The organism is Clostridium gasigenes, from assembly GCF_017348895.1.
Classification (GTDB): domain Bacteria; phylum Bacillota; class Clostridia; order Clostridiales; family Clostridiaceae; genus Clostridium; species Clostridium gasigenes.
The window spans coordinates 474,184-495,422 of the sequence record NZ_CP071376.1 but is presented as its reverse complement, the minus strand read 5'-3'; the positions used below and the strand labels follow the sequence as shown (position 1 = coordinate 495,422).

At 28.6% G+C, this 21,239-nt stretch carries 15 protein-coding genes; 14 read left to right on the top strand and 1 reads right to left on the bottom strand.

Going from position 1 to position 21,239, the window contains the following annotated elements; all coding sequences use genetic code 11:
- The first annotated feature begins 19 nt into the window (after window positions 1–19).
- Both J1C67_RS02375 and J1C67_RS02370 read left to right on the top strand, forming a co-directional pair.
- On the top strand, window positions 20–832 hold the full coding sequence (locus J1C67_RS02375; protein WP_167865657.1) for a GNAT family N-acetyltransferase: 813 nt from the start codon (window positions 20–22) through the stop codon (window positions 830–832).
- 208 nt (window positions 833–1,040) lie between these two features.
- Window positions 1,041–2,333, top strand: coding sequence for a S41 family peptidase (locus J1C67_RS02370; protein WP_167865656.1), 1,293 nt, complete (start codon window positions 1,041–1,043; stop codon window positions 2,331–2,333).
- A gap of 71 nt (window positions 2,334–2,404) precedes the next feature.
- Here the strand turns inward: J1C67_RS02370 and J1C67_RS02365 are convergent, their stop codons facing one another.
- Complete coding sequence (locus tag J1C67_RS02365; protein ID WP_167865655.1) at window positions 2,405–3,622, bottom strand: zinc dependent phospholipase C family protein; 1,218 nt, start codon at window positions 3,620–3,622, stop codon at window positions 2,405–2,407.
- Between the two features lie 364 nt (window positions 3,623–3,986).
- Between J1C67_RS02365 and J1C67_RS02360 the strand changes: the two genes are divergently transcribed.
- The 12 genes from J1C67_RS02360 to J1C67_RS02305 all read left to right on the top strand — a co-directional run bounded on the left by J1C67_RS02360 (window position 3,987) and on the right by J1C67_RS02305 (window position 21,228).
- On the top strand, window positions 3,987–4,775 hold the full coding sequence (locus J1C67_RS02360; RefSeq protein ID WP_167865654.1) for a YdcF family protein: 789 nt from the start codon (window positions 3,987–3,989) through the stop codon (window positions 4,773–4,775).
- A 339-nt stretch (window positions 4,776–5,114) separates the two neighbouring features.
- Entirely contained in the window at window positions 5,115–6,044 is a 930-nt protein-coding gene (rbsK, locus tag J1C67_RS02355) for a ribokinase (protein WP_167865653.1), read from the top strand.
- 4 nt (window positions 6,045–6,048) lie between these two features.
- A complete protein-coding gene (gene rbsD / locus J1C67_RS02350; protein ID WP_089970942.1) occupies window positions 6,049–6,444 on the top strand; it encodes a D-ribose pyranase in 396 nt (131 codons plus the stop codon).
- A gap of 19 nt (window positions 6,445–6,463) precedes the next feature.
- Window positions 6,464–7,966, top strand: coding sequence for a sugar ABC transporter ATP-binding protein (locus J1C67_RS02345; RefSeq protein WP_167865652.1), 1,503 nt, complete (start codon window positions 6,464–6,466; stop codon window positions 7,964–7,966).
- 20 nt (window positions 7,967–7,986) lie between these two features.
- Window positions 7,987–8,925 (top strand): ABC transporter permease, encoded by a 939-nt coding sequence (locus tag J1C67_RS02340; RefSeq protein ID WP_089970948.1) that lies wholly within the window; start codon window positions 7,987–7,989, stop codon window positions 8,923–8,925.
- A gap of 23 nt (window positions 8,926–8,948) precedes the next feature.
- A complete protein-coding gene (gene rbsB, locus J1C67_RS02335; protein WP_167865651.1) occupies window positions 8,949–9,854 on the top strand; it encodes a ribose ABC transporter substrate-binding protein RbsB in 906 nt (301 codons plus the stop codon).
- Between the two features lie 162 nt (window positions 9,855–10,016).
- Complete coding sequence (locus tag J1C67_RS02330) at window positions 10,017–11,018, top strand: LacI family DNA-binding transcriptional regulator (RefSeq protein ID WP_167865650.1); 1,002 nt, start codon at window positions 10,017–10,019, stop codon at window positions 11,016–11,018.
- Window positions 11,019–11,405: 387 nt separating this feature from the next.
- Complete coding sequence (locus J1C67_RS02325) at window positions 11,406–13,133, top strand: glycoside hydrolase family 13 protein (RefSeq protein ID WP_167865649.1); 1,728 nt, start codon at window positions 11,406–11,408, stop codon at window positions 13,131–13,133.
- A 91-nt stretch (window positions 13,134–13,224) separates the two neighbouring features.
- Window positions 13,225–15,345 (top strand): glycoside hydrolase family 31 protein, encoded by a 2,121-nt coding sequence (locus tag J1C67_RS02320; protein WP_167865648.1) that lies wholly within the window; start codon window positions 13,225–13,227, stop codon window positions 15,343–15,345.
- A gap of 97 nt (window positions 15,346–15,442) precedes the next feature.
- On the top strand, window positions 15,443–17,461 hold the full coding sequence (locus J1C67_RS02315; RefSeq protein WP_167865647.1) for an amylo-alpha-1,6-glucosidase: 2,019 nt from the start codon (window positions 15,443–15,445) through the stop codon (window positions 17,459–17,461).
- A gap of 294 nt (window positions 17,462–17,755) precedes the next feature.
- The gene (gene pulA, locus J1C67_RS02310; RefSeq protein WP_167865825.1) at window positions 17,756–19,708 is read left to right on the top strand and encodes a type I pullulanase; all 1,953 of its coding nucleotides are present in this window, start codon (window positions 17,756–17,758) and stop codon (window positions 19,706–19,708) included.
- Window positions 19,709–19,890: 182 nt separating this feature from the next.
- A complete protein-coding gene (locus J1C67_RS02305) occupies window positions 19,891–21,228 on the top strand; it encodes an MATE family efflux transporter (protein ID WP_244980264.1) in 1,338 nt (445 codons plus the stop codon).
- Window positions 21,229–21,239 lie beyond the last annotated feature (11 nt).

Below are 21,239 nucleotides of genomic sequence, written 5' to 3'. Positions count from 1 at the left end.
ATTTAGGAGGTGAATAAATATGACAGAGCAAGAATTCTTAGATATTAGAGCAAAAAGTAATAATTATAATTATTCATCAATGCAATACCTTGATTATGTTGCAGTAGCTAATTACAATGTGTTGATAGAAAATGAAAAGGTATTACTTATGTATGGATATAATGCTGAAAGTAAAATGAATGAATATCATTGGGCAGCAAATATTGATGAGGAGTTAATAAGTGTAATAAGAAAAGAAACTGATAAGGCATTAATAACATTTATTCCGCTTGATTGGATTTCTAACTTTGAGAAGACAGGATTTAAAATATTCGCTACATGGAACGATTATTTTATGAATAGTCTTGAACATGTCCATTGTGATTTTGAAAGCGAGTTTTTGAATGAAACTGAATGTGAAAATGCATCTTTGGTAACTATATCATGTAAAGGTCAAAGCAGGGGATTTACAGGGCAGACAACAGAATGGATGGAAATATGGCTAAAAGGAGAAGAATCTTCAGATGCAGAGACAGGGATAAAAAACAATGCAGTTATAGTACATAGAAATAACTATGGTGAAATAGTGGGACTCGTGTGTACTGCAACATATGCACATGTAAATGAAAAGGGCCCAATAGTTTGGATAAGAGAGGTAGCGGTGAAAATTGAGTATCAAAGGCAAGGTATTGCAAGGAACCTAATTCTGCAAGCCTTAAGTTATGGCAAAAAACAGGGTGCAATAAGGGCGTTCCTTGCAGCAGATGAATGTAACAAGTATGCCATTCGTTTGTATGAAAGTATTGGGTTTGTGGGAAAAAAAGATACAGGGCAAAATGACATGTTTAAATAAAAGGCGGTAATAAGATACAAAGGATTCTATTTTTATAGAAGAAAAGAATGGATATTTAAAACTTACTTCAATTAATTCTGATAATTGGGAAGATGGAGTGAAAATGAAAGTAGAAGGCTATCAATTAGTTGAACCTTAATTGTTAAAGATTAGTTTTAAAGTGCATATAAATAAAGAAATATTTATAAATAAAGAGAGGGTATCTGTAATGAAGTTAAAAAAAAGGGGAAAAGTTATTATATTAAGTGTTGCTATATTAATTGTCACTGGAATAATAATATATATAAATTTATTTCCAAGATTTAATAGGGTAACTAAATCACCTATATCAAAAAGTGGAGACAGAAATGAAAGTTGGAAATCAGATATTGAATTTGTAAAAACTGAGTTACCTAAAAAGCATAAAAATTTATTCTTTTCTAAATCAGAAAGTGATTTTAATAATGATATGGATTCGCTTATAAGTAAAATAGAAGAATATACTGATGAAGAAATTAAAGCTGAACTTGCAAAGGTAATAGTAACTATTAATGATAGTCACACAATGGTTGATATTTCAGGTTCTTTAATTTATCCAATAACATTTTTTCAGTTTGAAAATGACATTTATGTAAGTGATGCATCTTTAGATTACAAAGATTATTGGGGAAAAAAATTAGTGAAAGTAAATGGATATTCTGTAGAGGAAATACGTTCAAAGATTGATCCATTCGTTTCAAAAGATAATAAAGCTATAACCAAAAATCAATTTTCTAATTTATTAAGGTATGTTGAACCACTTAAGTTTATAGGGGTAGTAAAGGATAATGAGGCGGTTTTTACATTTGAAGGCGAATCGAATAATAATGTTACAGTAAAACCTGTTGAAACAGTGGACTATAAAAATGTAAAGTTTTTATCTGATGATTCAGATTTAGTGAGTAATTTACCATTAACAAAACAAAATGGTAAGGCTAATTATTGGTTTGATTACATTGAAAATGATAATCTTCTTTATGTTAAATATAATTCTTGTACGGAAATGAAGGATTACTCATTTTCAAAATTTACAAAGGATGTTTTTGAGATTGTAGATAGTAAAAATATAAAAAAGTTAGTTATTGATTTAAGAGATAATGGTGGAGGAAACTCTGGTATTTTCAATCCATTCTTAAGTGAAATAGTGAAAAGGGAGAATGTTAATAAAAAAGAAAATCTTTATGTTATTATAGGTAGAAAAACATTTTCATCAGCAACATTAAATGCTATGGAGCTTAGAAATGGTACAAATGCAACACTAATAGGAGAATCAACTGGTGGTAAACCAAATCATTTTGGAGAAGTTAAAGAAATACATTTAACAAATACAGATATAGATATTAAATATTCAAGTAATTTTTTCAAAACTTCTAGTGAGGATACAGATTCTGTTTATCCGGATAAAGATATAGTTTTGAAAGCGGATTCATTTTTTAATGGTGAGGATGATATTTTAAATTACATCTTAGGTTTGTGCAAATAAATAAAATCACAATATTGTAGGGATAGGTAGACTAATTAAGCTACCTATCCCTATTTAAATTTTATATAATATTAAAGTCCGTTAACATCCATATTATAAGTAGTATTTCCACTTAACCATGTATTAATATTTTTATTAAACACTCTAATTCCTTTCATATACACTTCTATATCATTAACTTTCCAGTCGTCACCTGCTCCAAATTTCGCTTTTCTAATCCATACTTTTTTAACATTTTGAGGATCAAAATTAGGATCTGTTATATTTAATTCATATGCAGTTCTAAAATTTTGTTCAAAGTCATCGCCTGCAAGAGTACATTCAAATTCTACAGTTTTACCATCTTCTAATTGCATTCCGAAATAAATATAATCATTAGTGCCTGCTTGGAATTCATTAGCAGTACCTAGTACTACATGGAATTTACCTATTGGAAGCTGCATATCACTACTTGTAGAAGGATAAGACACTTCTTTAAGAAATCTATATAAAACACTGGCAGTTGATTTTTGAGCATTGGTAAGTGTTTTATCAGCAACATAGTCCCAATCTGCCCATGAACTACTTAAGGATGAACGCGGTGCTAATGCCTTAGCTGCTCTACCGTATGTATTACATTGAGCTGTAATAAAATCTGACAAATATAAATATTGGTCACTTAAAGGTTTATATTCTCCTTGAGAAGTGTTGTAGCCCAATGTAGTGATTTTATATTTATCTTTAACTTGTTCAGCATAATTTTCGAATTTAGTATGGGCAGTTCCTTCACCACCTGTTGTATTACTTGCATGATGTGGTTCATTAATATCTGCAAAATAGTGTAATGATTTACCTAAAATAAATGTAGCTTCTGAAAAATTTCCATCTTTCCATTTTGCAACTGCTTGTCCTATATAGTTTCGTGTTTGAGATTCAGCAGTATCTGTAATAAGTGGAAATGGATATCCTGCATTACCTGTAAAGTTTTTACCTGTATCAGGGTCATAAAAATGATCCTGGTATAGCCCATAATCTCTATCTACTCCTACAGATCCAAAGTCTGGAGCAACAGCCCCTTTTTTTAATTGTGATAAATTTTCTTCTAGTTTTAATAAATTCAATTCCATGGTATCGTTTTCAATTAAATCATTTTTAAGACTGTAAAAAGCTTGTTCCTCTATCATTTTATGAGTGTCCATTTGTGTTGGGGATTCATTACTTGACCAAGCAAAGGCTTGGCTACTTGAACCAAAGATAACGCTAACCATAAGTGTACTTAAGCATAGAAATTTTTTTGAAATTTTATTCATTGTTAATCCTCCTCATATAATTAATTGAAAAATTATAAATGTACTTAGGAATTAATTTGAATCTAAATTTGAATTTAAATTAAATTTAAATTCAAATTTATAATTTATCTATATTTTACACTAATATCCATGGAAAAACAATGATTATATTGGTTAATATTGATTATATTTAAAAAATTTACAACGAATAATTAAACGATTCTTTAATATGCTAAAATCAGATTTTTAAAAAATAATAGTATCCTACTTTATATTATATTAGGAGAGTTTGTTAAGTAAGTAGTTTGTAAGTTGTTTGTATTTAAATAAAAAGCGTAGTGTGATAAAATAAAAATGTAAAAATATTGAATGTAAAGGGGATTTTATGAACTCAGATATTAAGAAAAAAAATAATGTGATCTTAGATAGTATGATTATTTTAGTGGGTATTATTTCAATGGCTTATCATATAGGATTAAAGATAGCTTTTGGACATATAGCATTTTCAATTGTATTTTTTATACTTGGATTAATACTTGTTATTTATGGTCTTATAGAAATAAGTTTTAAAATAAATTTATGGAGAAAACTTCCCAAAATACTTAGAAATATAATAACTATTTTATTTGCAATAGGATTATCTGTTTTTATTGTTATTGAAGGAATAATAATTTATGAAGGTCATCATAAAGATACAGGTAAACCTGATTACTTAATGGTTTTAGGTGCAGGTCTTAGAGGTAAAGAATTAAGTGTTTCATTAAAATATAGATTAGATGCTGTAATAGAATTTAATAAATTAAACCCAGATATGAAAATAATAGTTTCAGGGGGACAAGGACAAGGAGAAGATGTTACAGAAGCTTTTGCCATGAGGAAGTATTTAATAGACAAAGGAGTTAATGAGAATTTAATTATTTGTGAAGATAAATCTACTAGTACATATGAAAATTTTCTCTTTACTAAAGAGCTTTTAGAAAAAGAAATTGGTAATGAAGATTATATAATTACTGTTGTAACAAATAATTTTCACATGTATAGAGCTAAATATTTAGGTGAAAAAATAGGATTTAAATGTTTAGGGTATCCTGCACAAACTCATATGAGCACAAGTTTAAATTATCATGTTAGAGAGTTTTTTGGTGTGATTAAGGCATATATATTGAATAAATAGATTTAGGGTTATTATTAGGGCATTCAAGAAAATACAATATTATTTAGAGACTGTTGAAAAATTAATTATAAATTTTCAACAGTCTCTTTCTTTAATTTATAATAATTGAGGTAGCTATTGGTAATAATACTGGGTAGTAAGTATTATACAAATTTATAATAATATTTCTCGTAATAAAAGTTTGTATAAAAACGCAGATTTTTAGTTAATTTATTTTTTAATAATTAATTAAAAATAAGTTTTAAAAAAAGCTTGCAAAACGTTTTCAATGGAGTTATTATATAGTTAATCGATTCAGTAAAACGTTTAACTAACAATTTGTAAACAGGAGATGAATTTATGAATAAGGTATGTGTACTTGGAAGTATGAATATGGACTTAGTTTTAAAGGTTAATAATTTACCTCAAGTAGGTGAAACTATTTTATCTAAATCATTTGAAAAGATATCTGGAGGCAAGGGAGCGAATCAAGCAGTAGCTGCAAAAAGAAGTGGCGCTGATGTAACTATGATATCTAAAATAGGACTTGATGAAAATGGAAGAATACTTAAAGGTAAATTAGAAGATGATAATATAGATGTTAAATTTGTTTTTGAAGATAAAAAAGAAGAAACGGGAATGGCTATTATTATGGTTAATGAAAATGGTAATAACTCTATAATAGTTGTACCAGGTTCTAATATGACAATTAAAGAAGAAGAAATAGATGCTTCAATAGAAGCTTTAAAGAAAAGTGATATCTTAATATCACAATTTGAGACACCAGAAGATATAACTTTAATGGCATTTAGAAAGGCAAAGGAGCTAGGGAAGTTAACTATATTAAATCCAGCTCCAGCTAAAAAAATAGATAAAAATCTTTTAAGAGTAACAGACATTATAGTTCCTAACGAGACAGAAGCAGAACTTATAACGGGTATAAAAGTTACAACCTTAGAAGATGCTAAAAGAGCAGGAGAAGCATTTTTAGAATATGGCGTAACTTTTGCAATAATAACTTTAGGCTCAAAAGGAGCAGCTGTTATTGGACCTGATTTTTGTGAATTAGTACCAGCTTATAAAGTTAATGCAATAGATACAACAGCAGCAGGAGATAGTTTTATTGGAGGGTTAAGCTCCAAGTTAGATGTGAAAAATATAAAAAAAGAAAATTTATTGAAGGCTGTAGATTTTGGAAATAGAGTTTCATCGTTAGCAGTTCAAAGAAAAGGTGCTCAACCATCTATACCATATTTAAAAGAAGTAGTAGAAATTTACGGGGAGGATTAATTTTATGAGAAAGACACCATTGTTAAACAGTAATTTAAGCTTAGTAATCTCTAAAATGGGACATACAGATATGATTGCTATAGGAGACTGTGGTTTACCTATACCAAAGGAATCTGAAAGGATAGATTTAGCATTGGTAAATGGGGTTCCTACATTTATTGATACATTAAAGGTAACTTTAATGGAGCTACAAGTGGAAGAAGTTCTTATAGCCAAAGAAACTATGGAAGTTAGTCCAAACTTATTTGAGGAAATAAAGAAAGTAATAGGTGATGTTAAAATAACATTTATATCACATGAAGACTTAAAAAAAGACTTGAAAAAATGTATGGCAGTTGTTAGAACAGGTGAACAAACACCGTATGCAAATATAATATTAAAATCAGGAGTTGTATTTTAGTTAAAGGGAGGTATTTAGTATGGATAAAAGAATACCAATGCTAAAAATGGAGGGTGTATCAAAGATATTTCCTGGCGTTAAAGCATTAGACAATGTTAATGTCACAGCTTACGGAGGAGAAGTTACAGCCTTAATGGGAGAAAATGGAGCTGGAAAGTCAACGTTAATGAAAATTCTTAGTGGAGTTTATGAAAAAAATGAAGGTAAAGTGTTTATTGATGGAACTGAGGCTAAGATAAAAGGGATAAAATCAGCTGAAGAATATGGAATTACAATAATACATCAAGAAATGAGTGTATTAAATAATCTTACAGTAGCAGAAAATATATTTTTAGGAAATGAGAAAAGTAATAAGTTTACTGGGAAAATAAATAATAAGGAATTAGTTGAAAGAAGTAAATTATTTTTAGAACAAATAGGATGTAATATAGATCCAAATAAACTAGTAGGTAATATTAATATTGGTGAAAAGCAAATGGTTGAAATAGCTAAAGCTTTAACTAAAAATGCAAGAGTAATAATAATGGATGAGCCTACAACAGCCTTAACTGAAGTTGAAACAAAAAGTTTATTTATTGTTATAGAAAATCTAAAGAAAAAAGGGATTGCAATAATTTATATATCTCATAGAATGGAAGAAATTTTCACCATATGTGATAGAGTAGAAGTTCTAAGAGATGGAAAATATGTAGGTAATGCTTTAATAAAGGATATTGATAAAGATAAATTAATTTCTATGATGGTAGGAAGAAAGATAGAAGAACAAATACCATATAGAGATATTAAAAAAGGGAATGTTATTTTAGAGGTTTCAAATTTATGTTCACCACAAGGTGTTAATAATGCAACTTTTGAAGTAAAAGAAGGTGAAATATTAGGTGTTGCAGGGCTTATGGGTTCTGGAAGGTCTGAACTTGCTAAAACTATATTTGGTGAATATAAAAAAACTTCAGGTAAGATAAAAATTAAGGGACAGGAAGTAGATATTAAAAATATTCATGAAGCCATAGAATATGGAATTTGTTATTTATCAGAGGATAGAAAAAAAGAAGGCTGTGTGCTTAATTTATCAGTAGCAGATAATATGATTCTATCTAATCTTAAAAAATACGAAAATAAATGGAAATCTATAGATAAAAATAAGGCAATGAAGGATGTTGACTACTACATAGAAAAAATGAAAATAAAAACTCCAAATAGAGAGCAGTTAATGAAAAATCTTAGTGGAGGTAATCAACAAAAAGTAATATTAGCTAAATGGTTAATGCTATCTCCAGAGATATTAATAGTAGATGAACCTACTAGGGGTATAGATGTAGGTGCTAAAAAAGAAATATATGAACTACTAAATGAACTTAAGAAAATGGGAAAGGCAATAATAATGATATCATCAGATATGGCAGAGGTCTTAGGCATAAGTGATAGAATAATGGTTATGAGTGAAGGGAAAGTATCCGGAGAATTATTAAGAGGAGAAGCATCTCAAGAAAGTATTATGAAATTAGCAGTAGGAATTAATTAAAAAGTTGGGAGGAAAATACAATGAATATTAATTTGAAAGAAAATGCATCTAAGTATAAATCTCTTATAGGATTAGTGGTATTATGTGCAATAATTACCTTTGTTGCACCAACATTTTTAACACTGTCTAATATAACTAATGTTTTCACACAGGTGTCTGTTAATGCAATAATTGCAGTAGGAATGACCTTTGTTATTTTAACTGGTGGAATAGATTTATCAGTAGGGTCAACTTTAGCTATAAGTGGAGCTTTAGCAGCTTCAATAATTAAATCTACGGGAAATATCTATTTAGCAATTATAGCAGCTGCATTAGTAGGTATTGGAATTGGTTTAATAAATGGACTTTTAATATCAAAGGGAAAATTACAAGCCTTTATTGCTACACTAGCAACAATGACAATATTTAGAGGCGCTACATTAGTATTTACAAATGGTACTCCAATATCTAAGTTACCAGATTCTTTTGTAAATTTAGGTAATGGGAAAATAGGATTTTTACCAATGCCAGTTATCATTACTGTAATCGTTTCTGGGATTGCAATATACATACTATCACAAACAAAATTAGGAAGATATATATATGCTTTAGGTGGAAATGAAGATTCAGCAAGATTATCAGGAATAAATACAACTAAAATAAAAACTCTTGTATATGTTGTATCTGGTTTTGCATCAGCAATAGCAGGAGTAATTATCGCAAGTAGAATAGGCTCAGCTTCACCAAATGCGGGTATTGGATTTGAATTAGATGCAATAGCAGCAGTTGTTATTGGAGGAACTTCATTATCTGGTGGAGAAGGTAAAATATCAGGAACATTAATTGGTGCTCTTATCATTGGTGTATTAAACAATGGATTAAACATAATGAATGTATCACCATTTTATCAATTAATAGTAAAAGGTTTAGTTATTTTAATAGCTGTATTATTAGACAAAAAGAATAAAAGCAAAGCTTAATTGCAAAAGAGGAGGATATAAAAATGAAAAATGTAAAAAGATTATTATCTATTGGGTTAGTAACAGTTATGGGAATGGCATCCTTTGTGGGATGTACAAAACCTAGCGATGATAAAAAAATAGGGATAGTTTTATCAACTTTAAATAATCCGTTCTTTGTAAGTATGAAAGATGGTGCAGAAAAGGAAGCTGAAAAGCTTGGATATAAATTAATAGTTTTAGATTCACAAAATGATTCAGTAAAGGAAAAATCAAATGTAGAAGATTTAATTCAACAGGGAGTTACTGCATTACTAATTAATCCAACAGATAGTGATGCTGTTGTTCAATCAGTAGAAGTTGCAAATGAAAAAAATATTCCAGTAATAACATTAGATAGAAAATCAAATGGTGGAATAGTAGCTAGTCATATAGCTTCAGATAATGTAAAAGGTGGAGCAATGGCAGCGGAGTTTGTATTAGAAAAATTAGGTGCAGAAGCTAAATTTAATGTTGTTGAACTTCAAGGTATTCCAGGAGCATCAGCTACAAGAGATAGAGGAGAAGGTTTTCATAGCGTTTTAGATGGAAAATCAAATGTGAAGTTTGTAGCAAGCCAAGCAGCTGATTTTGATAGACAAAAGGGATTGCAAGTTATGGAAAATATAGTTCAAGGTAATTCAGATATACAAGTAGTATTTGCCCATAATGATGAAATGGCATTAGGAGCAGCAAAAGCTATAATAGCTAGTAACATAAAAGCCATGGTTATAGGATTTGATGGTAATGAAGATGCATTAGATGCTGTAGAAAAAGGCGAAATGATGGCAACAGTAGCGCAACAACCAGACTTAATTGGATCATTAGGTGTTGAGTTAGCATCAAAGATAGCTAATGGCGAAACTGTAGATAAGGAAATTGCAGCCGAATTAAAAATTGTAAGCAAATAGTAAAAGTTTTAATTTTAAATATTACTTATGGTATAATTTTATGGTAGGGCATGTCCAAATAAATAACTAGTAGGTATTCTTGTATTTTTTGAAGATGCCTTAGGGATGTAAAAAAATATGATTAGTATTTTTGAAACTCCCTTAGATTAAGAGGTGTATTATATGAGTAAAACAACGTTGCTGGATATAGCTAATTATGTAAATGTATCTACAACAACAGTATCAATGGTATTAAATAATAAGCGAATAAATGTTGCTGATAGTACAAGAAATAAAATATTTGAAGCAGCAAGAGAGCTTAATTATATACCAAACGCCTTAGCAAGGAGTTTAAGTACTAAAAAAAGTTATACCATAGGTTTTGTAATTCCAGATATAGGGAATCCTTTCTTTGCAGAAATGGCAAAGGCAATAGAAACAGAAGCTGAGAAGCAAGGATATAGTATGATTTTATGTAATACTTTCAATAGTGGAAGAAAGGAAGAAGATTATATAAAATTACTTATAGGTAAATTAGTTGATGGAGTTATAATTTCAGCAAGTGGAGAAAAAAATAAATCTATAGAACTTTTAGAGGGAAATGATATTCCTTTTGTAATTGCAGATAGACATATTTATAATGAAGATAATATTAATGGTGTATTTTGTGATAATATGGATGGAATAACTCTTGGAGTAAAGTATCTGATAAAAAAAGGATATAAAAATGTAGCTTTTGTTGGAGCAGATACAAAAGAAATAAGTAAAAATTCAAGGCTTGAATATTTTAAAGAAATATCTAAGGAATACAATATTTTTAATAGTGAACTTATAGAAGAGGAAGAAATATCTCTTGAAGGTGGAATAAGAGCTACTGAAAAGCTGATAAATAAAAATTTACCTATTGATGTAATATTCTATAGCAGTGATGTTATGGCAATAGGAGGAATGAAATGTTTATTAAGAAGTGGATATAAGATACCAGGTGATATAGGCATATTAGGATATGATAACATAGGAATTTGTTCATTTATTGAGCCGGAATTAACTACAATAGCACAACCTATATACAATATGGGGAAAGAATCTTGTAATTTATTAATAGATACGATTAATGGTAAGAGAAAAGATAAAAGAGTAATAAATTTAACTCCATATTTAGTAGACAGAAAAACCATAAAATAAAATTAAATTGAAAGAGCTATGAAATTGAAGAGGTAATACTTAAAATTTCATAGCTATTTTTATATAGTAAGGAATAAATAACGATTTATATAATTAATTTTAAAAAATTGAAAAATATATTAAAATACTATTGAAATTGATGAAATAGGATGGTAATCTAAATATATAATACGAAAGCGTTTTCTTCAGGTAAGGATGAGATGGAAGTATATTATTCTTTATTACCTAATTTGGAATCGATTCCAAACTGAATATAAGGTGAAATTTAGAAAAATAATACGATTTTAAAAAAATAATATACCAGAATGTGACTAGTCATTTAAAAAATATATTATATAAACATTAAAGTTATTGATAAAAATTATGTGTTTAAATTAGGAGGATACTATGAATAATCATGCAGTTTATCATATACCAGACGTACCATATGCATATGCTTTAAATAAGGCCGAGTTAAGAATTTTATTAAGAGTAGCGAAAGATGATATAAAGAAATGTAATTTATATTACAGATGCAGATATGATTTTGAAAGTTCTTATAAAGCAGTGAAAATGAATTTATTTGAGGAAAACCATTTGTTTGAGATCTATAGTATAGATGTTAGCATATTTAGAAATAGATATAGATACTATTTTGAAATAACAGATAATAATGGAAAAATTTATTATTATGATGAAAGAGGAATTAAGATAAAGACTGAAGAAGAACAGGAAATTGTAGCATTTCAATATGCATATATAGGCGAAGTAGATATTTATGATGAAAGTAAATGGTTACAAGAATCTATTGTATATCAAATATTTCCTGATAGATTTTGTAATGGAGATGAAAGCATAAATCCTAGAAATGTTAAACAATGGGGTGGTACTGTAGATCATAGAGCATTATTTGGGGGAGATTTAAGAGGAATAATAAATAAGATAGATTATTTAAGAGAATTAGGAATAACGTTATTATATTTAACACCTATTTTTAAATCTCCAAGTAATCATAAATATAACATTGATGACTATTATATGATAGATGAAAGCTTTGGAGATATTGAAACCTTAAAGGAACTAGTTAGAACTTGTCATGAGAATAATATTAAGGTTATTTTAGATGGGGTATTTAATCATACAGGTAGTGGCTTCTTTGCCTTTAAGGATTTATTAGAGAAACAAGAAAAGTCACAGTATGTTGATTGGTATCACATAGATAATTTACCAGTAAGTATAAAAGATATAAACTATTATACTTTTGCAAATAAAGTAGCAAATATGCCAAAATTAAATACTGCAAATACAGAAGTTAAAAAGTATTTTATTGATGTGGCAGAGTATTGGATAAGAGAAACTGATATTGATGGATGGAGATTTGATGTTTGTGATGAGGTAGATCACCAATTCTGGAGAGAAATGAGAATTGGAATTAAAGAGGTGAAGAAAGAAGCTGTCTTAGTAGGAGAAATAATGCATGAATCAGTTTCGTACCTAAGGGGAGAGCAACTAGACTCAATAATGAACTATCCATTTAAACATGCAATGATAGATTTTTTTGCAAAAAGAAAAATTAATGCTAAAGAGTTAAACGATATCTTAGCTATAAATAGATATATTTATATGGAAAGTATATCTAAGCAATTATGGAATCTAATAGGAAGCCATGATACTCACAGATTTTTAACTGAATGTGATGATGATATAAATAGAATGATATTAGCATCAGTATTCCAATTTACTTATTTAGGACTTCCATATATTTATTATGGAGATGAAGTTGGAGTAAATGGTGGTGAGGATCCGCAGTGTAGAAAATGTATACCCTGGAATGCTAATAATCAAAATATAGAGATGTTAAATCATTATAAAAATTTAGCTAGAATAAGAAAAGAAAATAAAACTCTAATTCATGGAAATTATAGAGATATAGGAAGTAATGACAAAATTTTAATTTTTGAAAGAAACTTAGAGAATGAAAAAATAATTGTAATAATAAATAATGATACAAATTTAAATAATATATCACTAAATTTAGAAGGTACAATTTATGACTTATACAATGGAAAGGAAATAACTGTTAATGGGAATATTGAGATAGAGCAAATGAGCTTTAAAATATTAAAGATAAAATAGACATAGAATTAATGAGTAGAAATTAGTTGGAAATATCCATAGAAAAATAATAGTTGCAGTTCAAAAATAATATTAAAGGTAGGGGATATTAATGAATATAAAAAGATTTACAGTTGGTAATCCAATAAATTGCCATGCAGTGGTTAAGAATATAAAAAGTGAAGATATTACTAAATTAACAAAAGTAGAAATAGAAGATAAGAGCCTTATAGTAAAGTTAGAAGATGAGGATATAGTTTATGGACTAGGAGAAAATGTTAGAGGTATAAATAAAAGAGGTTGGATATTTGAAAGCTATTGTAGTGATGATCCAAACCATGCTCAAGATAAAAGATCTCTTTATGGGGCACATAATTTTATATTAATAAGTGGAAAAGAAAAACTAGGTATATATGTAGATTGTCCTAGCAAAGTAGTATTTGATATAGGGTACACAAACCTTGGAGAATTAAAAATAACAGTAGTAGATGGAGAGTATAATCTTTATATAATAAATGGAGATACTGAAAGTGAAATAACTAAGAGTTTTAGAAAATTAATTGGACAAAGCTATGTTCCACCAAAATGGGCATTTGGATATCAACAAAGTAGATGGAGTTATAAGGATGAAGACGAAGTTCGTGAACTTGCAAAAAACTTTAGAGATAAGGAAATTCCAATTGATTGTATTTATTTAGATATCGATTATATGGAAAGATTCAAAAACTTCACATTAAATAAGGAATCCTTTCCAAACTTTGATAAGTTAGTAGCGGATATGAAGGAAGATGGAATTAAACTAATTCCAATTATAGATGCAGGATGCAAAATAGAAAAAGGCTATGAGATTTATGAAGAGGGAATTGAAAAAGGACATTATTGCAAAGATGAAGATGGAAAACCTTTTGTAGCAGCAGTGTGGCCAGGACAAGTACACTTTCCAGATTTCTTAGATAAAGATGCAAGATTATGGTTTGGAAGTAAATATAAATTCCTTGTAGATAAAGGAATTGAAGGTTTCTGGAATGATATGAATGAGCCAGCAATATTCTATTCAGAGCAAGGATTGAAAAAAGCTTTTGACAAAATAGAAGGATATAAAGGCAAGAATCTTGATATATATAGTTTCTTTGAATTGAAGGATACAATACTTGGTTTAAGTAATAGTAATAATGATTATAATAGCTTCTATCATAATGTAGATGGGAAAAAAGTTAAGCATAATGATATTCATAACTTATATGGTTACAATATGACAAAGTCTGCAGCAGAAGGCTTAGAAAAAATAGATGAAAATAAGAGGTTTTTATTATTCTCAAGAGCATCAGCTATAGGAGCTCATAGATATGGGGGTATATGGACTGGTGATAACACATCATTATGGGAACATTTGGAGATGAATGTGAAAATGATGCCAAACTTAAATATGTGTGGATACATGTACACTGGTGCAGATACAGGCGGTTTTGGTGGTAACTGCACTCCAGATTTATTAACAAGATGGATGCAATGGAGTATATTTACACCATTACTAAGAAATCATTCAGCTATGGGAACTAGAAATCAAGAACCTTTTGCATATGATTTAGGAACTGAAAAATCAGTAAAAAACCTTATAGATTTAAGATATGCTTTAGTACCATATATATATAGTGAATTTATGAAAGCAACATTAAATGATGATATGATGTTTGAACCATTAGGATTTAAATATAGTGATTCAACATCAAGAACTGTTGAAGATCAACTATTAATGGGTGATTCATTAATGCTTGCACCTATATATAAACAAAATTCAAAAGGAAGATATGTTTATTTGCCAGAGGAAATGTTAATGGTAAAAATAAAAAATATAGATGAAATGGAATTTGAAGTTATGCCAAAGGGTCATCATTATTTTGAAGCAAATTTAGATGAATTTGCAATTTTTGTAAAGAAAGATAAGATGCTTCCTTTAGGAAAGACTGCAAAGAGCGTAGAATCATTAAATAATGAAAAACTTAAAGTTATTGCATTTGTAAATGAAAAAGCAAATTATAACTTATATGATGATGATGGAATAAGTAAAGATTATAAAACTTTGAAAGCTGATAATTTAAGTATTGAAATAAAATCTGTTGGAAATGATTTAAAAGTAGAAACAGTTGTAGAAGGAAAAACTACTATTAAGGAACTTGAAATAACAGCAATATTAAGTAATGGAGAAGTACGAAAAATAAATCATAAAATATAAATTAAGGGATTGTAAAATAAATAACTAGTCAAAGGCAAGGATACTGACTAGTTATTTATTTGTATATTCATAATATACATTAGGGAGGGATTGGATTATGAGATTTAGTAAAAATAGCTTTAGTAGCTATGATAGAGGAATAGAAAAGGAATGGATACTTACTAACGGCAGAAGTGGTTTTTCAGGTTCAACAATAATAGGAGCTAATAGCAGAAAGTATCACGGATTATTAATAGCAGCTATAAAATCACCAGATGAAAGATATATGGTTTTGCCAAAGGTTGAAGAAACTTTGATTTTAAATAACAAATTATATCCATTAACATCAACAAAATATATAGGTGAAACAATTGAAGGTTTTAAAAATCTTCAAAGTTTCACCCATGAGGGAATACCAACATATAGATATTTAGCCTGTGGTGTAGATATACAAAAAAGAGTATTTCTTCAATATGGTAAAAATACTGCAATAATAGAATATAAGATAAAAGGAAATGGACAAGAGGGAATATTAAAGCTAACACCTTTTGTATCTTTTAGAAACCCAGGAGAATGTAGTAGCTTAGATAATTTAACTTTTGAAAAAACTATAACTGAAAAAGGTTTTAAATTAATCCCAAAAACAAAAAAAGATATTAGAATTAATCTATTTGCTACATCTGGAGAAACTAAAAATGAAGAAGAAATATTTACTGATTATGTATTTTATGATGTGGATATTACCTCTGGAGATAAATGTATAGAGCAATATTATATTCCTGGCAGTATTGAAATTGAATTTAATGAAGATACAGAAAAAACTGTATACTTTATAGCTACAATTGAAAAAGAAATTCCTACTAATATAGAAGAGATTGTAGAGGAAGAGGAGATAAGAATAGAAAAACTTAAAAATACCTTTAATGATGATAGACCAATAGCAAAGTATTTACCCTTAGGAGCAGATAATTTTATAGTTGATAGAGATTCTATAAATAGTAAAACTATACTTGCAGGGTACCCTTGGTTTTTAGATTGGGGAAGAGATACTATGATAGCAATTACTGGTTTAACAATGTCAACTAACAGGTTAGAGGATGCAAAGGATATATTGAAAAGCTTTAGTTTATATGAAAAAAATGGATTGATTCCAAATATGTTCCCAGATTTTGGCCAAGAACCATTATATAATACAGTAGATGCTTCATTATGGTATGTAAAGGGAATTTATGATTACTTATTATATAGTGATTCAGAAGAATCAGTAACATTTATAAAGGATGAAATATATCCTACAATTAAGAAAATAATAGATAGTTATAAAAAAGGTACAGATTTTTCAATTGGAATGAAAGATGATTATCTAATTTGGGCAGGAGATGGTTTAGATCAAGTAACATGGATGGATGTAAGAGTAAATGATATAGTTGTTACTCCAAGACATGGTAAGCCAGTAGAAATTAATGCCCTTTGGTATAATGCATTAAAGATTACATCATTACTTGCAAATAAATTTGGAGATTCAGAAGGCAATGAATATGAAGAATTAGCTATTAAGGTTAAGAATTCATTTGAAAATAAATTCTGGAATGAAAAGGATAAATGTTTATATGATGTAGTAAGTGATAATGAAAGTGACGCTTCAATAAGACCAAATCAAATATGGGCAGTGTCATTACCTTTCTCTATATTAGATAGAGAAAAGGAAAAAGCTGTAGTAAATACTGTGTATAAAGAATTATATACACCATATGGATTAAGAAGCTTAAGTAGAAATCATGAAGATTATAAACCTATGTATATAGGAAAGTTATTTGAAAGAGATATGGCATATCATCAAGGAACAGTATGGGGATTCCCACTAGGTGGTTTCTTAACAGCTTATTGCAAAGTAAATGATTATTCAAAAGAATCTGTAGAATTTGTTGATAATTGTTTAAAGGATATGGAAAGTCATATACAAGATCAATGTCTTTGTGGAATAGCAGAAATATTTGATGGAGAAGCTCCACATCATGGAAGAGGATGTTATACACAGGCTTGGAGTGTAGGTGAAATAATAAGAGTATATTATGAAGATGTACTTGGGAATATAGATAAATTAAATAAAGTTCACACTAAACTATTTGTAGATTAAGGCATATTTTAAAAATAACATTTATAGGTATAAGGAGAATTGAAGAATATGGGAGATGGGTATATGAATAACATCATTAAATATTATAAGATAGATACATTTAATGAAATGACATTTAAGGTAGAGAAGGCAATAAACTATAGTGTAGTTATAAAAGCAAATAATCAAATAATAGAAGATAAAAAGTATATTATTGATTATGATAATGGAATTGGGAAAATAGTATTTTATGAAAAGTTTGATATAGCTATTGAATATAAGATTTGCATAGGTAAAGAAGAGAAAGTAGCTACCATGGGAAATATATTTTCTACAAAAGAGTTTAAGGAAAAATATCATTATGAGGGAAGTCTTGGAACTGTTTATGCAAAAAAAGGTACAAGATTTATTATATGGGCACCAACAGCAAGTAATGTTAATTTGTTAATATATAATAAAGATAATGTTGAAACATTTGATATGAAAAAGGGTGAAAGAGGAGAATGGAGTTTAAGTTTAAGGGGAGATTTAAAAGATGTTTTCTATAACTATTCAGTTAAAGTTTATGAGAATGAGAATGTTGTAGTAGACCCATATGCGAAAGCAGTAGGAGTAAATGGAGAAAAATCTATGGTTGTAGATTTAGAATCTACAAATCCTGAAAAGTGGATGCTAGACAAAAAGCCAAAATTCTTATCTCCAACTGAGGCAATACTTTATGAATTGCATATAAGAGATTTTTCAATAGATGAAAATTCAGGTGTTGAGGAAAATCAAAAAGGTAAATATTTAGGGTTAGTTCAAGAAGGAACAACATTACCAGGAACAAATATAAAAACTACACTAGATCATTTAAAGGAACTAGGAATTACGCATCTGCATCTGTTACCAATATTTGATTATAAAACAGTAAATGAAGCAGATATAAATACAAAACAATTTAATTGGGGTTATGATCCACAAAATTATAATGCTTTAGAAGGATCTTATTCTACAAATCCTTTAAATGGAAATGTGAGAATAACAGAGTTTAAGCAAGCTATATTAAAGCTTCATGAAGCTGGTATAAGAGTAGTAATGGATGTTGTATATAATCATACATTTGATACTAAAACAAATTGCTTAAACTTAGCAGTGCCATTTTATTATCATAGAGTAGATGAAAGTGGAGAATTTTCAGATGCTTCAGCTTGTGGAAATGAAACAGCTTCTGAAAGATCAATGTTTAGAAGATATATGATAGATTCAGTAAAATACTGGGCCCGAGAGTATCACATTGATGGATTCAGATTTGATTTGATGGGAATACATGATTTAGAAACTATGAAAGAAATAAGAAGAGAATTGGATAAAATTGATTCATCAATAATTATGTATGGAGAAGGATGGACTGGTGGAGCAAGTCCACTTCCTAAGGAAGAAGCAGCTTTTAAAATTAATACAATTAAATACGATGATATGCAAATTGCATGTTTTAGTGATGATGTGAGAGATGCTATAAAGGGAGATGTATTTGAAGCAGAAGTACAGGGTTTCGTAAATGGTGGGAAAAATCAAGAAGAAACAATAAAGGCTGGAGTAGTAGCAACTATAGATCATAATGAAATAGATTATAAAAATGTACTATATTCAGATAAGCATTGGGCAAATGAGCCTTATCAAACAATAAATTATGATTCAGCTCACGATAACTATACGCTGTGGGATAAATTGCAAGTTTCATCAGGAGATGTAAGTGAAGAGAAATTAATAAAAATGAATATGCTATCCGCAGCAATAGTATTAACTTCACAAGGAATACCATTCTTACATGCGGGGGAAGAATTCCTAAGATCAAAAGTAAGGGAAGATGGAACCTTTGAAGAAAATAGCTATAAATCATCTGATTTAGTAAATAAGCTAGATTGGAATAGAAAGAAAGAATATATAGAAGTATTTAATTACTACACTGGATTAATACAATTAAGAAAAGCTTATAAAGAATTTAGGATAGAATCTGCAAAGGACATTAAGGGAAAATTAACATTCTTACAAAAGGGAAAAGATTTCAATGAAGATTCAGTAGTAGCCTTTAAGATTAAAGGCGATGAAAACTTAATAGTTATATATAATGCTAATAATAAAGAAGTAGAAGTGAAAATTGAGGAAGGATACTTTGGCGTATTAGTAAATGATATAAAAGCAGGCACAGATATTATAAGTGAAATAAGAGGTGGATTAGTTAAGGTTCCACCAATATCAGCTTATGTTGTAAAGAAGATAAGGTAACGAATAGAGTAGGTAGGCAGAAGTCAGAGTAATTAATGACTATTGACATAAATGTAAATAGCCATTAATCTTATAGAATATTAAAAACTAATGAAAAAAATTAAATTATTATTCTAATGTAGTTATCTTAAATTTTATTTAAGATAACTACATTTTTATGAATAAAATGAGGAGGATAAACAGTGAGTGCTACTATAAATAAAAAAACATCATTATTTATACTAACATGGCCAATATTTATAGAACTTGTATTACAAATGCTTGTAAATAATGTTGATCAACTTATGATAAGCAGAGTTTCAGAAGATTCTGTAGCAGCTATAGGTAATGTAAATCAAATAATGAGTGTATTATTAATAACGTTTAGTGTTGTAACAATGGCAACTACCATATTAGTTGCACAATATTTAGGATCAAATAATCAAAGGAGAGTTTCAGAAGTATATTCAGTGGCAGTATTTTCAAATTTAATATTTAGTATTGTAATAGGTCTTATATTATTTCTATTTAATGATGCTATTTTTACTTTGATAAAATTACCGGATGAATTATTAAGTGATGCTAAAATTTATATGAATATTATAGGTGGAGGGGTATTTCTTCAAGGAATATTTATGACTTATTCTGCAATTTTTAGAAGTAACGGATTTATGAAACAGGGTATGTATATTTCAGCTATTGTAAATATACTTAATATTATAGGTAACTTAGTATTGTTAAATGGTTATTTGGGATTACCTAAATTAGGTATAGCAGGAGTTGCAATATCTAGTGTAGTAAGTAGATTAATTGGAGTTATAATTATTATTTATATTTTCAAGAAAAAAATAAAAGGACATGTATCTTTAAAATATTTATTCCCATTCCCAAGAGATATATTTAAAAGATTAATGCGTATTGGAGTACCAGCAGGCGGAGAAGCTATATCATATAATGCTTCACAAATGGTAATATTAACATTTGTGAATACTATGGGCATAACTGTTATCACTGCTAGATCATACATAAGTATAATAACTTGGTTTTCATATTTATATGCATCAGCAGTATCCCAAGCTAATCAAATTAGAGTTGGATATCTTATAGGTGCAAATGAAGAAGATGAAGCATATAAAAAAGTATTAGAAACTTTGAAACCGGCAAACATAATAACATTGAGTGTTGCTACTTTAGTATTTATATTTAGTAATCAATTACTTGGAGTATTTACTTCTAACCCAGAAATTTTAAAACTTGGAAAGGCAGTATTGTTTATAGATATTGTATTAGAAGTTGGAAGAACATTTAACCTGGTTCTTATAAGAGGAATGCAGGCTGCCGGAGATATTAAATATCCTATTTTTGTAGGTATTTCATCTATGTGGGCAATAGCTACATTATTTTCTTATATATTTGGAGTATTATTTGGATGGGGGTTGCAAGGAGTTTGGATTGCTATGATGGCAGATGAATGTATAAGAGCTGTCATATTCCACTTACGATGGAAATCTGGAAAGTGGAGATCAAGAAAAATGATTTAGTAATGTGAAAG